This window comes from Aureimonas sp. Leaf427 (genome assembly GCF_001425485.1).
Classification (GTDB): Bacteria; Pseudomonadota; Alphaproteobacteria; order Rhizobiales; family Rhizobiaceae; genus Plantimonas.
Map to the genome: position 1 here is coordinate 182,558 of NZ_LMQW01000043.1, position 14,705 is coordinate 197,262.

Annotated in this window: 8 protein-coding genes; all 8 read left to right on the forward strand. The window is 67.6% G+C overall.

Annotated features, from left to right (window positions below):
* The first annotated feature begins 2 nt into the window (after positions 1 to 2).
* The 8 genes from ASG62_RS18715 to ASG62_RS18750 all read left to right on the forward strand — a co-directional run bounded on the left by ASG62_RS18715 (position 3) and on the right by ASG62_RS18750 (position 14,704).
* Positions 3 to 1,217 carry an ABC transporter substrate-binding protein gene (locus ASG62_RS18715; protein ID WP_413814221.1) on the forward strand — a complete coding sequence of 405 codons (1,215 nt, stop codon included), beginning with the start codon at positions 3 to 5 and terminating at the stop codon, positions 1,215 to 1,217.
* A 124-nt stretch (positions 1,218 to 1,341) separates the two neighbouring features.
* The gene (locus ASG62_RS18720) at positions 1,342 to 2,265 is read left to right on the forward strand and encodes a carbohydrate ABC transporter permease (protein ID WP_056697102.1); all 924 of its coding nucleotides are present in this window, start codon (positions 1,342 to 1,344) and stop codon (positions 2,263 to 2,265) included.
* Positions 2,266 to 2,276: 11 nt separating this feature from the next.
* Entirely contained in the window at positions 2,277 to 3,128 is an 852-nt protein-coding gene (locus tag ASG62_RS18725; RefSeq protein WP_200944742.1) for a carbohydrate ABC transporter permease, read from the forward strand.
* The gene (locus ASG62_RS18730) at positions 3,125 to 4,174 is read left to right on the forward strand and encodes a Gfo/Idh/MocA family protein (RefSeq protein WP_056697106.1); all 1,050 of its coding nucleotides are present in this window, start codon (positions 3,125 to 3,127) and stop codon (positions 4,172 to 4,174) included. The genes ASG62_RS18725 and ASG62_RS18730 overlap by 4 nt, the downstream gene beginning before the upstream one ends.
* A gap of 75 nt (positions 4,175 to 4,249) precedes the next feature.
* Positions 4,250 to 5,251 carry an ABC transporter ATP-binding protein gene (locus tag ASG62_RS18735; RefSeq protein WP_056697382.1) on the forward strand — a complete coding sequence of 334 codons (1,002 nt, stop codon included), beginning with the start codon at positions 4,250 to 4,252 and terminating at the stop codon, positions 5,249 to 5,251.
* Between the two features lie 119 nt (positions 5,252 to 5,370).
* A complete protein-coding gene (locus ASG62_RS18740; protein ID WP_056697384.1) occupies positions 5,371 to 6,078 on the forward strand; it encodes a fumarylacetoacetate hydrolase family protein in 708 nt (235 codons plus the stop codon).
* Between the two features lie 556 nt (positions 6,079 to 6,634).
* Complete coding sequence (locus tag ASG62_RS18745; protein ID WP_056697108.1) at positions 6,635 to 9,112, forward strand: EAL domain-containing protein; 2,478 nt, start codon at positions 6,635 to 6,637, stop codon at positions 9,110 to 9,112.
* Between the two features lie 102 nt (positions 9,113 to 9,214).
* Positions 9,215 to 14,704: an alpha-2-macroglobulin family protein gene (locus tag ASG62_RS18750; RefSeq protein WP_056697110.1), complete on the forward strand. Its 5,490-nt coding sequence runs from the start codon at positions 9,215 to 9,217 to the stop codon at positions 14,702 to 14,704.
* The last annotated feature ends 1 nt before the right edge of the window (position 14,705 follow it).

The following is a 14,705-nucleotide window of genomic DNA, read 5'->3' on the forward strand; positions in this document are numbered from 1 at the left end:
TCATGGCGCTCTGCGCCCCGTCGCTGGCGCAGACGACGCTGACGATCGAGAGCTGGCGCAACGACGACATCGCGACCTGGCAGGAGAAGGTCATTCCCGCCTTCGAGGCGGCTCATCCCGACATCAAGGTCGTCTTCTCCCCGACCGCGCCGACCGAGTACAACTCGGCCCTGTCCGCCAAGCTCGACGCCGGCTCGGCCGGCGACCTCGTCACCTGCCGTCCGTTCGACGCCTCGCTGAAGCTCTTCGAGAAGAAGCAGCTCGTCGATCTCGCGACGCTGCCCGGCATGGAGAACTTCACGCCGATCGCGCGCACCGCCTGGTCGAGCGACGACGGCAAGTCGACCTTCTGCGTGCCGATGGCCTCCGTCATCCACGGCTTCATGTACAACAAGACCGCCTTCCAGGAGCTCGGCGCCGAGGTGCCGAAGACGGAGGAGGAGTTCTTCGCGCTTCTGGAGAAGATCAAGGCGGACGGCCGCTACGTGCCGCTCGCCATGGGCACCAAGGACCAGTGGGAGGCGGCCACGATGGGCTACCAGAACATCGGTCCGAACTACTGGAAGGGCGAGGAAGGTCGCGAGGCGCTGATCGCGGGCAAGGAGAAGCTGACCGACGCGGCCTGGGAAAAGCCGCTGGAGACGATCGCCAAATGGGCGCCCTACATGGGCGACGGCTTCCAGGCCCAGACCTATCCCGACAGCCAGAACCTCTTCACGCTCGGCCGCGCCGCGATCTATCCCGCCGGCTCCTGGGAGATCACGCCCTTCGAGACGCAGGCCGATTTCGAGATCGGCGCCTTCGCGCCGCCGGTCCAGAAGGCGGGCGACACCTGCTACATCTCCGACCATCCCGACATCGCGCTCGGCCTCAACGCCGCCTCGCCGAACGCGGAAGCCGCCAAGACCTTCCTGTCCTGGGTCGCGAGCGCCGAGTTCGCCGACATCTACGCCAATGCCGCGCCGGGCTTCTTCCCGCTGATCGACAAGCCGATCGAGATCAAGAACGAGCTGGCCAAGAGCATCGTCGGCTGGCGCAACGACTGCCAGCGCACGATCCGTTCGACCTACCAGATCCTGTCGCGCGGGACGCCCAATCTCGAGAACGAGACCTGGACGGCGGCCGCCAACGTGATCAACGCGACGGAAACCCCGGCGCAGGCCGCCGAGAAGCTGCAGAAGGGCCTCGACGGCTGGTACAAGCCGGCGGCCCAGTAACTGCGCCATTCCGTTCGTCCCGGGCCGGCTTTGCCGGGTCCGGGACTGTGGATCATGGAAGGCGGCTCGGCCGCCTTCCTCCCTTCTTCAGACATGCGAGGCGGGTGGCCGGCGATGAGGCGTGATGACCGATAGTGTGAAGCCACGGCGCCGATGGCACATCGCCGTCTTTCTGGCGCCCGCTCTCCTCGTCTACACGATGATCATGCTGGTGCCGCTGGCCCAGACGCTCTGGCTCGGGCTCGAGAACGTCCGGGACGGAGAGGTGCGCTTCGTCGGGCTGGAGAACTTCCAGCTTCTCTTCGGCGATCCGCGCTGGTCGGCCGGGTTCTGGAACGCCTTCGCCAACAATTTCTATTTCTTCCTCTTCCACATGCTGGTGCAGAACCCGATCGGCATCGCGCTGGCCGCGCTCCTGTCGGTGCCGCGCCTGAAGGGCGTCGCGCTCTACAGGACCGCGCTCTTCCTGCCGACGATCCTTTCCTTCGTGATCGTCGGCTTCATCTGGAAACTGCTGCTCTCGCCGCTCTGGGGCGTCGCGCCGAACCTTCTCGGCGCCATCGGCCTGCGCTCCCTCTTCGCGCCCTGGCTCGGCCAGGAGGCCTACGCGCTGACCGCCGTCTCGCTCGTCTCGGTCTGGCAGTTCGTCGGCATTCCGATGATGCTAATCTATGCCGCGCTCATCACCATTCCCGACGAGATCACGGAAGCGGCCGAATGCGACGGGATCGTCGGCTTCAAGCAGTTCTTCAAGATCAAGCTGCCGCTGATCCTGCCGACGATCGGGCTGGTGGCGATCCTCACCTTCGTCGCCAACTTCAACGCCTTCGACATCGTCTATTCCATGCAAGGGGCGCTGGCCGGGCCGAACGGATCGACGGACATCCTCGGCACCTTCCTCTACCGAACCTTCTTCGGCTTCCAGCTGCAGAGCGGCGACCGGCACATGGGCGCGGCCGTCGCGACCGCCATGTTCCTCATCATCCTCATCGGCGTGTCGCTCTATCTTTTCGTCGTCCAGCGGCGGCTGCGCCGCTACCAGATGTGACGGGCGCGACCATGACGAAGACCACTCTCCGTGCCCCGACGCAGCGCCTGCGCATGGGCCTCGTCCATCTGGCTCTCCTCGCCTACACGCTCGTCTCGGTCCTGCCTGTGATCGTCGTGGTGATGAACTCGTTCAAGACGCGCAAGGCGATCTTCGCCTCGCCGCTCTCCCCGCCGATGCCGGGGACGGCGAGCTTGGCTGGCTATCGCACGGTCATCGCGCAGGGCGACTTCCTCCTCTACTTCCAGAACAGCCTGATCGTGACGATCGCGTCCCTCGTCTTCGTGCTCCTCTTCAGTGCGATGGCGGCCTTCGCGCTGTCGGAGTACCGCTTCCGGCTGAACGCCTTTCTCGGCCTCTTCCTCGCGCTCGGCATCATGGTGCCGATCCGGCTCGGAACCGTCGCGCTGCTGCAGATGATGGTGTCCGCCGGGCTCGTGAACACGCTGACGGCGCTGATCCTCGTCTACACCGCACAGGGTCTGCCGCTCGCCGTCTTCATCCTGTCGGAGTTCATGCGCGGCGTGTCGGACGATCTGAAGAATGCCGGGCGCATCGACGGCCTGTCGGAATACCGGATCTTCTTCGTGCTCGTCCTGCCGCTGGTGCGCCCGGCCATGGCGACGGTCGCGGTGTTCACGATGATCCCGATCTGGAACGATCTCTGGTTTCCGCTGATCCTGGCGCCCGGCGAGGCCACCAAGACCGTGACGCTCGGCGCGCAGATCTTCCTCGGCCAATACGTGACGAACTGGGAGGCCGTGCTGGCGGCGCTTTCGCTGGCGATCCTGCCGATCCTCGTGCTCTACCTTCTGTTCTCGCGCCAGCTGATCCGCGGCATCACGGCGGGAGCGGTGAAATGAAGCCGCTGCGCACCTTCGTCATGGGGCTCGGCCAGATGGGCCGCTCCCACGCGCTCGCCTATCACGCCGATCCCGGCTTCGAGATCGTCGCGCTCGGCAACCGATCGCCCGTAGATCTGCCGGGCGAGCTGGCCGGCTATCACCGCGTGACCACGTTCGAGGAGGGGCTGGCGCTGAAGCCGGACCTGGTCGCGATCGCGACCTACACCGACAGCCACGCCGATTTCGCGATCCGGGCCATGGAGGCGGGGGCGCATGTCTTCGTCGAGAAGCCGCTCGCCGCGACCGTGGAGGACGCCGAGCGCGTCGTCGAGGTCGCCCGCCGGACCGGGGCCAAGCTCGTCGTCGGCTATATCCTGCGCCATCACCCGTCCTGGATCCGCTTCATCCGCGAGGCCCGCGCGCTCGGCGGCCCCTATGTGTTCCGCATGAACCTCAACCAGCAATCGTCGGGCGCGGCCTGGGCGATCCACAAGCGGCTGATGGAGACGACCTCGCCCATCGTCGACTGTGGCGTGCACTATCTCGACGTGATGCTGCAGATCACCGATCCCGCGCCCGTCGAAGTGCGCGGCATGGGCTTGCGCCTGTCCGACGAGATCGACGGGTCCCAAGTCAATTACGGGCATCTCCAGGTGCTCTTCGCCGACGGCTCGCTCGGCTGGTACGAGGCGGGCTGGGGCCCGATGATCTCCGAGACCGCCTTCTTCGTGAAGGACGTGATGAGCCCGAAGGGCTCGGTCTCGATCGTCATGGAGGAGGGCGCGCGCTCCGCCGACATCGACACGCACACGCGCACGTCGCGCATCCGCGTGCACCATGCGGGGCTCTCGCCGGAGGGCGACTTCGCGCGGGCCGACGACATGGTGTCCATGGCGGGCGAGCCCGACCACGACGCGCTCTGTCTTGCCGAGCAACGCTTCGTTCTGAAGGCGATCGAGGACGACCTCGATCTCTCACGGCACATGGAGGACGCCGTGCGCTCGCTCGCCGTGGTTCTCGCCGCCGACCGCTCGATGCGCGAAGGGCGCCCGATCCAACTGTAAACGCCGCTTGTCCCGACCGGCCGCGAGCCCCCGGCCGGTCGCCAGCCCATGATCCGTTTTTCGTGAAAGATGCCCGTGCGATCCCTCAAGCTTACCAACATCGTGAAGACGTTCGGCCAGGTCGAGGTCCTCAAGGGCGTCGATCTCGACGTGGAAGAGGGCGAGTTCGTCGTCTTCGTCGGCCCGTCCGGCTGCGGCAAGTCCACGCTCATGCGGATCATCGCCGGGCTGGAGACGCAGACCTCCGGCTCGGTCGAGATCGCCGGACGCAATGTCGACGCGCTCGTCCCGTCCAAGCGCGGCATCGCGATGGTCTTCCAGTCCTACGCGCTCTATCCGCACCTGACCGTCGCCGGCAACATGACGCTGGCGCTGAAGGAAGAGGGCGTCGGCAAGGCCGAGCGCGAGGCGCGCGTGGAGAAAGCGGCGGGGCTCCTGCAGCTCTCGGCGCTTCTGGCGCGGCGCCCGGCCGAACTTTCCGGCGGGCAGCGCCAGCGCGTCGCCATCGGACGCGCCATCGTGCGGGAGCCGGCGCTGTTCCTCTTCGACGAACCGCTATCCAATCTCGATGCCGCGCTTCGCGTCAACACGCGGCTGGAGATCGCCAAGCTCCACCGAACGCTCGGCGGGACCATGGTCTACGTCACGCACGACCAGATCGAGGCGATGACGCTGGCCGACAAGATCGTCGTTCTCAACGGCGGACGGATCGAGCAGATCGGCCGGCCGATCGACCTCTACAACCGGCCGGACAACATCTTCGTCGCGGGGTTCATCGGATCGCCCAAGATGAACTTCCTGACCGGCCCGCTCGCCGAGCGGGCGAGTGCCGCGACGATCGGCATTCGTCCGGAGCATCTGAGGATCGATCCGGCCGGCGAGTGGGCAGGGGTGGTGCGGCATGTGGAGCATCTGGGCTCCGACAGCTATCTCTATGTCGTGCTGACGGAGGGGCCGGAGGTGACCGTTCGCATTCCCGACCAGACGGAGATCGGTCTCGACGACGCCGTCCGGCTGACGCCGATGCCGGGCCGCATCCACCGGTTCGGCAAGGACGATCGCGTCCTGCGGGACTGATCCGTGCATCGAACCGAGGCGGCCGGGCTGGGAATGGCGGGCGGGCGCGTCTATCAGGACGCATCACAGAGTCGCGCGAAGGATCGACGTCGCGCATTCGAACGAGTGGGGTGTTTTCGATGAGCCGATCCGGCGATGTCCGTTCCTACGTGTTTGCGCCTCCGCCCCAGGCGGCCGTGCCGGTCGCCGGCGGCGAGGGGCTTTTCCCGGTCCGCCGCATCTATTGCGTCGGACGCAACTTCGCCGACCACGCGATCGAGATGGGCCACGATCCCGCCCGCGAGCCGCCCTTCTTCTTCCAGAAGAACGCCGACTGCCTCGTCGTGTCCGGCGGGGACTTCCGCTACCCGTCCGCCTCCGAGGACGTCCATCACGAGGTGGAACTCGTCGTCGCGCTGAAGAGCGGCGGCACGGATATCTCCGCGGACGACGCCCTGGCGCATGTCTACGGCTATGGCGTCGGCCTCGACATGACGCGGCGCGATCTCCAGGGCGAGGCGAAGAAGGCCGGGCGGCCCTGGGAGATCGGCAAGGCCTTCGACGGCTCCGCTCCCTGCTCGGCGATCGTGCCGGCCGAGAATGCCGGCGATCTCTCCAAGGGGCGCATTCGTCTCACCGTCAACGGCGAGACGCGGCAGGACGGCGACCTGTCGCAGATGACCTGGAAGGTGCCGGAGATCATCGCCGTCTTGTCCGGACTGTTCGAGCTGAAGGCCGGCGATCTGATCTTCACGGGAACGCCGGCAGGCGTCGGCGCCGTCCAGCGGGGCGATGTGCTGGTCGGATCGATCGAGGGCCTCGGCGAGGTCACGACGCGCGTCGTGTGAGGCGAATACGCCCGTCCGAGCCCTCTGCCGCAGGGCTCGCGGGCAGCTCGCCGCATGTGCCGCGGATGGCGGCGGGGGCTCGGCAAGTCCAAAGTGCTTTGTAGAGCGAACAATTAGTCCGCTCTCCGAGCCGCCCCGATCTTCGGGCGGGCTCCGATATAGGCTCTATCGTTCGGTGAGGCGCGCACCGCACGATATGCTAAGTGACAGAGGAGCATTTACACTTCGCTCATCAATTGGGTCGGAAAGAGAGCGCGGTGTGGCAAGCTGGGACAGGACGAGCAGTTTGCCGCTTTGAAAGGCATCTTCCGGCCGAAGCTTCCGCCGTTCCGATCAATGATTGAAATTTCGTTGTCCGAGGCCCCCCGATTTCTCGGCGGCGCCATTAAGACTGTTTTTGCAGGTATATAGCCATGGTCGAACTTGCCCACGATGGGCCGAGAGTTCGCCATGTCCTTCGCCGAGACATACCCCACCGTTTTCGCTGGCCGTCATCCGACGCGCGGAGCGCTGGGCCGCGAAGTTCCGACGGCCCGGGACGGGCGGCGGGTTTGAAATGTCCATCAAGCTGAAGCTCGTCGGCGGCTGCATCTGCATCACGATGGCGACCGTCATGGTCGGCCTGCTCGCCCAGTCCTCGCAGCAGCAGATCGGCACGCTGGCGGTGCGCATCTACGACGACGCCCTCCTGTCGACAAGCGCGCTGCGATCCGCCCAGGCCTCGATGATCCGGCTCGAAGTCGGTCTGAGGCTCGACGACGCCGCCACGCCGCCGCCGTCCTCCGCCCTCGACGCCGACCAGACCGCCTATCTCAGCGCCGAGGTGCCGGGAATCCTTGCCGAACTCGCCACGGCCAGCGCCGGCGCCATCACGCCGAACGGCAAGGAAGCCGTCGATTCCGTCCAGCGCGCCCTCGCGCGCGTTAAGGCGGCGCAGGGCAAGCTGACGGGGCGGCTGCTTCTGAACGAGCTGCGCTACATCAATGCCGAGCTCGCATCGACGGTGAAGATCTTCCAATCGGACGCCTACACGGTTCGCAGCGACGTCGATCGGCTCGTGGACAAGACGGTCGAGCGGACCTGGCTCGGAATGGCGGCGACCGCCGTCCTCATGATCGTCATCACGAGCTTTCTGATCTGGAGGATCGTGCCCTCCGTGCGGCGGGCGCTCGTGGTCACGCGATCGATCGCCGCGAGGAAGCTCGACAACGACATCCGCCCGCGCGGGATGGGCGAGATGGCCGAGCTTCTGTCGGCGATGTCGCACATGCAGGACAGCATCTCGCTCTATCTCGACGAGGCCGAGGGCCGGGCGGCGATGCAGGCGAGCGCCTATGACGGCCAGTTCAACCTCCAGAACGCCCGCTTCGAGGCGGCGCTCAACAACATCACGCAGGGCCTTTGCATGTTCGATCGCCAGCAGACGCTGGTGGTCACCAACAAGCGCTTCGTGGAGATGTTCGGAGAGGTGAAGCTCGGCCTCTCGATGAGCAAGCTCGCGCGGCTTCCGCATCTGTCGGGACTGCTCGCTCCCTCCCGCGAGGTCTTCTCGACGATCGAGATCGAAGGCGGCCGGATGATCGCCGTCTCGCGCCAGTCGATCCCCAGCGGCGGCAGCGTCATGACCTTCGACGACGTCACCGATCGTCATCGCGCGGTCGAGCGCATGAACCACATGGCGACGCACGACACGCTGACGGGACTGCCCAACCGCCTTCGCCTGCGCGATCTGCTGGAGGAGACGATCGCGAGCGGACGGTGGCGCAACGGCGGCTCGATGCTGACGCTCGATCTTCGCGGCTTCAAGTTCGTCAACGACACGCTCGGGCATCTCGTCGGCGACGATCTCCTGCGCGTCGTCGGACAGCGGCTGACCGCGATGGTCCAGCCCGGCGACTTCGTCGCGCGCATCGGCGGCGACGAATTCGCGATCGTGCAGCTGCAGCCGGCGAAGCAGCCGCGCGCCGCCGAGGCTTTGGCAGACCGCATCATCGACATGCTGGGCAAGACGCTGGAGATCGCGCACCAGCGGATCAATGTCGGCGTCTCCATCGGCATCGTCGCCCACATGCCGGGCGGAGCCGCCCTCGGCGACGTCGACGCGGATGCGCTGATCAAGCGCGCGGACCTCGCGCTCTATTCGGCCAAGGAGCAGGGCCGCAACTCCTATCGCATCTTCGAGACCGCGATGGAGGACGCCGTCCAGCAGCGGCGCAGGACGGAGATCGATCTGTCCTCCGCGCTGGAGCGCAACGAGTTCGAACTCTACTTCCAGCCCTTCGTCAACGTCGCGTCCCACCGGGTCACCGGCTTCGAGGCGCTCCTGCGCTGGACGCATCCCGAGCGCGGACCGATCTCGCCGGCCGAGTTCATTCCGATCGCGGAGGAAACCGGACTGATCGAGCCGATCGGCCTCTGGGTTCTGGAGCAGGCCTGCCGGCAGGCGGCGGGTTGGCCGCTCGATCTCTGCGTCTCCGTCAATCTCTCGCCCGCCCAGTTCCGCAGCCGGACGCTCTATGCGGACGTGGTGGCGACGCTGAAGCGCTCGGGACTGAAGCCGTCCCGGCTGCAGCTGGAGATCACCGAGAGCGTGCTTCTGCACGACACGGAAGCGATCCTCGAAATCCTGAAGGCCTTCCGCCTGCTCGGCATCCACATCGCCATGGACGATTTCGGCACCGGCTACTCCTCCCTCGGCTATCTCTCCCGCTTCCCCTTCGACAAGGTCAAGATCGACCAGTCCTTCGTGCGCGATCTCTCCAAGCGCGAGAACATCGCCGTCGTGCGCGCCGTCGTCGGCTTGTCCAAGGCGATGGGCATCTCCGTCATCGCGGAGGGCGTGGAGACGCGCCAGCAGCTGGAGACGCTGCTGGAGGAAGGATGCCACGAGATGCAGGGCTATCATTTCAGCCGGCCGCGCCCGATCGCCGAGCTTCCGCAGTTCCTGATGACCTACGGCTCGATGGCCCAGGCGCCCGCAGGCAAGGCGCGCACTCCGAACGTGCCGATGGTCGCTTCGTTCGTCACGGTCTGAAACCGGCCGCGCATTCTTCGCAAAGCTGCCGAATGAGCTCTGGCAGCCGAGACCAAAGGCACCTATCGTCGCCCCGCTCATCAGCGACGGGGGGACAGGCCGATGATCCGCAGTCGAGGACTTGCTGCCGCCATTCTCGGGTTCTCGCTTCTCTTCGGTGTCGCCGGAGGAAGCCATGCCGAGGAGGCCGAGCGCCGGATCGCCTCCTCGCCCGATGCGGACTATTTCGGCGGCGACTACGACGTCCTGAAGGATGTCGACGCCAACGTCTGCGAGACCGCCTGTCTTGCCGACAACCGGTGCCAGGCCTTCACCCTCAATCGCAAGACCCGGTGGTGCTTCCTGAAGGACAGCGTCGGCGAGCTTCGTCAGGCGGCGGGGGCGACCTCCGGGCGGATCGTGCTCGCCTCGCAAGCGCCGGACGAGAATGCGCTGGAGGCGCGCGAAGCGAAGCTGACCTTCCTGCCGAAGCCCGAGATCGACGAAGCTCGCCGGCTGCGGCTCGGCCTTGCCGACGAGGAGCGGGACGGCTCGGTGGAGGACGCAGCGCTTGCGCCGAACGCCGATCAGGCCGTCGCCGAGCAAAGGTTCGCGGACGCGGCGGCGCTCTATCGCGAGATCCTGAAGCGCGATGCGGGCAACGGCGCGGCCTGGATCGGTCTCGCGCGGTCGGTGCTCGCCTTCAAGTCCGACGACTACGGGCTGAAGCAGGCGAACGACGCGCTGCGCTCGCCGGCGTCGATCAACGCCTTCCTCACGGCCGGGGACGAGGCCGGCAGGGCGGCGGCGCTCGACGTGCTGGCGCTCGGCAAGGAAGCGGGCGAGGACTGGAAGGGCGCCATCAAGGCCTATCGCGCGAGCCTTGCCGAGTTCGAGGTGCCGGTCGTGCGGATGCGGCTGGAGCAGGCGATCGCCGGCCATGGCTTCCGCATCACCGAGAACACGGTGGACAACAATGCCGCAAGCCCGCGCCTCTGCCTTAGCTTCTCCGAGGAACTGGCGCCGGGAATCGTCAATTCCGAGACGGCCGGCGACTACGTCTCCGTCGAGGGCGGCGACAATCTTGCGGTCTCGGCGAGCGGATCGCAGATCTGCATCGACGGCGTGACGCACGGGGCGCGCTACCGGATCGTCGCGCGCGCCGGCATTCCGGCGGCGAGCGGCGAGACGCTGGCAAAACCGGCGGAGCTTTCGGTGTACGTGCGCGACCGTGACCCGTCCGTCCGCTTTTCCGGCAATGCCTACGTGCTGCCGGCGGGCGGCGAGGCGACGATCCCGGTGACGACAGTGAACACGGACAAGATCGAAGCCCGCCTCTTGCGGCTCGGCGACCGGGAACTGGCGCGCACCATCGGGGACAGCCGCTTTCTCAGCCAGATGGCCAGCTACGATCTCGATCAGGTCGCCGAAAGCCAGGGCGAGGCCGTGTGGAAGGGCACGGTCGATGTCTCCGCCAAGACCAACGAGGAGGTGACGACCGCCATTCCCGTCTCGCAGATTCTCGGCGAGACCAAGAGCGGCGTCTACGTGCTGGCCGCCTCGGCCTCCAACGTCAAAGGATACGAGGACGCCGTCGCCACGCAGTGGTTCATCCTGACCGATATCGGCCTGTCCAGCTTTTCCGGCGAGGACGGCTTCCACGTCTTCGCCCGCTCGCTCGGGACGGCCGAGCCGACGGCCGGCGTGAAGATCGAGCTCGTCGCCCTGAACAACGAAATCCTCGCCACGGCCGAGACCGACGAGAAGGGCTATGCGCGCTTCGCGCCGGGGCTCCTGCGCGGGACGGGCGGCGATCGGGTGGCCGTCTTGACCGCGACGGGCGGCGCTGACGGCAAGGACTTCGCCTTTCTCGACGTCACCGCATCCGCCTTCGACCTGACGGACCGGGGCGTGGAGGGGCGCGAGCCGGCGGGGGCGCTCGACGTGTTCCTGACGGCCGACCGGGGCATCTTTCGCGCCGGCGACACGGCGCATCTGACGGGCCTCGTGCGCGACGGGCGCGGCGAGGCGGTGGAGGGGCTGAACCTCACCGGCATCGTGACGCGGCCGGACGGCGTGGAGGCGGCGCGCGTCGCGCTGACGGACAAGGGAGCGGGCGGGTTCGATTGGCCCGTCGCCTTCTCCGAGACGGCGATGCGCGGCAGCTGGCGGATGGCGGTTCACACCGATCCGAAGAAGCCGGCGATCGCGGACGAGACCGTTCTGGTGGAGGATTTCGAGCCGCAGAAGATCGACTTCAATCTCAGCGTGGAGGGCACGGTTCTCGATCCCGCCGCGCCGCCGTCGATCGCGCTCGATGTGCGCTATCTCTTCGGCGCGCCGGCGGCGGGGCTGGAGCCCTCCGGCGAGGCGCTGCTGTCGGCCGTGGACGGGCTCGATGCCTATCCCGGCTATCGCTTCGGCCTTGCCGACGACCTGCCGACCGCGCTGCGCCTTCCCTTTGCCGGCGACGCGACGGACGAAGCGGGGAAGACGAGCGTTTCGCTCGACGCGTTCGAACTGCCCGTCACGACGAAGCCGCTGACGGCGAAGCTGCAGGTGCGCGTGACCGATGCGGGCGGGCGCCCGGTGGAGCGGACGGCGGATATGGCGGTCGCAGGCGCCAAGCCCCGCCTTGCCATCAAGCCGCTCTTCGACGGGGCCGTGGCCGACGGGGCGGAGGCGGCCTTCGAGGTGATCGCCGTCGATGCCGATGGAACGCGCATGGCGGCGTCCGGCATCGGCTGGGTGCTGAACCGGGTGACGACGGACTATCAGTGGTATTCCAGCAACGGGCGCTGGAACTACGAACCGATCCGCCGGAGCGAGCGGGTGGCGAGCGGAACGCTCGATGTGGCGGCGGATGCCGCGGGACGGGTGTCGCAACCGGTCGCCTGGGGCGGCTACGAGCTGGTGCTGACCGATCCGACCGGCGCGGCCGTGCCGGCGAGCGTCGGGTTCGAGGCCGGCTGGTACGTCGCGGCCAAATCGATGGAGACGCCGGATATCCTGAAGGTCTCGCTGGACAAGCCGCGCTATGCGGTCGGCGAGACCGCCATCGCCCATATCGAGCCGCGCTTTGCCGGCAAGGTCGAAGTGCTCGTGATGGACGAGCGCGTGATCGCCATGGAGACGGCCGACATTCCGGCCGAAGGCGGCGATGTCAGCCTGCCCGTGACACGGGACTGGGGCCCGGGGGCCTATGTGACGGCGGTGCTCTATCGCCCGATGGACATCGCGCAGAAGCGCATGCCGGGCCGGGCGATTGGTCTGGCGCATGCCGCGGTCGATCCCGGCGAGAAGGCGCTCTCGGTGCGGATCGAGGCGCCCGAGAAGATCGAGCCGCGCCGGGCCTTGGAGGTCGGGCTGACCGTCGCCGGGGGCAAGACCGGCGAGACGGCCTATGTGACGCTGGCGGCGGTGGATGTCGGCATCCTGAACATCACGCAGTTTGCGCCGCCGTCGCCCTCCGACTTCTACTTCGGCAAGCGGCGGCTCGGCGTCGAGCTGCGGGACCTCTACAGCCGGCTGATCGACCGGATGCAGGGCGCGCCGGGCGCCGTGCGCTCCGGCGGCGATGCGAGCGGACAGATCGTCAGCCCGCCGCCGATGGAGGAGCTGGTCTCGCTCTTCTCCGGCGTCGTGACCATCGGACCCGACGGACGGGCGGTCGTGCCGCTCGACATTCCCGACTTCAACGGCACGCTGAAGCTGATGGCGGTGGCGTGGTCGAAGACCGGCGTCGGCGAGGCGAATGCGGATGTGGTGGTTCGCGATCCCGTCGTGCTGCAGGTGGCGCAGCCGCGCTTCCTCAGCCCGGGCGACAGTTCGCGAATCGCGATCGACGTCGTCCATGTCGAGGGACCCGCGGGCCGGATGCAGCTTTCCGTCGAGGGCGGGGCCGGCGTCGTCTCGATCGCGGCGAACGAGCGCAGCGTGCTGGACCTTGCCGAGGGCGGGCGGGCGCGCGTGCTCCTGCCGATCCAAGCGGAGGCGCTGGGCGACGCCGCCTTCAGCGTCGCGCTGACGACGCCGGACGGGACGGTTCTGACCAAGGCTTTCTCGCTGCCGGTGCGCTCGATCCAGCCGGAGGTGGTGGCGAAGAGCCGGTTCGAGATCGCGCCATCGGGCGGAAAGCTGACGCTCGGCGGCGATCTCTTCGCCGACTTCAAGCCGGGCGCGGGCGAGGCGACGGTGAGCATTACCGGACTGCGCGGCTTCGATGTCGCGGGCGTCGTCCGGGCGCTCGACCGCTATCCCTATGGCTGCACCGAGCAGATGACGAGCCGCGCGCTGCCGCTCGTCTATCTCGACGAGACCGTGCTCTCCGCCGGACTTTCCGGGCGGGACGACGTTCGCGAGCGCATTCAGGGCGCGATCAAGGGCGTGCTCGCCAACCAATCCTCGAACGGAAGCTTCGGGCTCTGGCAGCCCGATTCCGGCGATCTCTGGCTCGACGCATATGTCACCGACTTCCTGACGCGGGCGCGCGAGGCGGGTTACGAGGTGCCGGCCGAGGGCTTCCAACTGGCCGTCGACAATCTGCGCAACACGATCAACTACCTGCCGGAAAAGCCCGACTGGAGCCCCGTCGCCTATGCCTATTACGTGCTGGCGCGAAACGGCCGGGCGGCGATCGGCGATCTTCGCTACACGGCGGACAACGAGGCGACCTCGTTTCCGACGCCACTGGCGCAGGCCCATCTCGCCGCAGCGCTCGCGCTCTACGGCGACCGCGTGCGGGCGGAGACGCTGTTTCGCATGGCGGTGGCGGGGGCGACGGACGCCAAGGCGGCGGCCCTAGAGCGGAGCGACTACGGCACTGCGCTGCGCGATGGAGCCGCCGTGCTGACGCTCGGGCTGGAGACCGGGATCGAGGGCGTTTCGCTGGACGGGCTCGTGACGAAGGTCGGGCTGGAGCGCTCGCAGAAGAGCTATACCTCGACGCAGGAGGACAACTGGTCGCTTCTGGCGGCCCATGCGCTTCTGAGCAAGCGTCCGCCCAGCCTTTCCGTCGACGGCGAGAACCGGGACGGCGCTTACTCGGCGCGGTTCGACGCGGACCGGCTGCAGGTGCCGGTAAGCGTCGTCAACCGGGGTGCCGAGGCTGTGTCGGCGGAGGTGACGCTGGCGGGCGTGCCGCTCGTCGCGCCGCCGGCGGAGGCCAGAGGCTACGAGATCAAGCGGCGCTACTTCACGCTGGAGGGCGAGGAGGCCGATGTCTCGACGGTCGGGCAGGGCGACCGGCTGGTCGCGGTCGTCGAGGTCCTGCCGGTCGATGCGGAGGCGTCGCGGCTGATCGTGAACGATCCGCTGCCGGCGGGTTTCGAGATCGACAATCCCTCGATCCTGCGGGGCGGGGACGTCGCCAGTCTCGACTTCCTCGAACTGACCACCGAGGTCGCGCATACGGAGTTTCGCGCGGACCGCTTCATCGCTTCGGTCAACAAGGCGTCCGGGACGACCGATGCCCTGCGCTTCGCCTATATCCTGCGCGCGGTCTCGCCCGGCGAGTTCGTGCATCCCGCCGCGACGGTGGAGGATATGTACCGGCCGGAGCGGCGGGGGCAGACGGGCGAGGCGCGCGTGACCGTCGTCGGCGCGCTGCGCTGAG

What these genes read in the sequence shown, in the direction of transcription:
- ASG62_RS18715 (WP_413814221.1), top strand. Translation starts at nt 3, where the DNA reads ATGGCGCTCTGCGCCCCGTCGCTGGCGCAGACGACGCTGACGATCGAG.
- ASG62_RS18720 (WP_056697102.1), top strand. Translation starts at nt 1,342, where the DNA reads ATGACCGATAGTGTGAAGCCACGGCGCCGATGGCACATCGCCGTCTTT.
- ASG62_RS18725 (WP_200944742.1), top strand. Translation starts at nt 2,277, where the DNA reads ATGACGAAGACCACTCTCCGTGCCCCGACGCAGCGCCTGCGCATGGGC.
- ASG62_RS18730 (WP_056697106.1), top strand. Translation starts at nt 3,125, where the DNA reads ATGAAGCCGCTGCGCACCTTCGTCATGGGGCTCGGCCAGATGGGCCGC.
- ASG62_RS18740 (WP_056697384.1), top strand. Translation starts at nt 5,371, where the DNA reads ATGAGCCGATCCGGCGATGTCCGTTCCTACGTGTTTGCGCCTCCGCCC.
- ASG62_RS18745 (WP_056697108.1), top strand. Translation starts at nt 6,635, where the DNA reads ATGTCCATCAAGCTGAAGCTCGTCGGCGGCTGCATCTGCATCACGATG.
- ASG62_RS18750 (WP_056697110.1), top strand. Translation starts at nt 9,215, where the DNA reads ATGATCCGCAGTCGAGGACTTGCTGCCGCCATTCTCGGGTTCTCGCTT.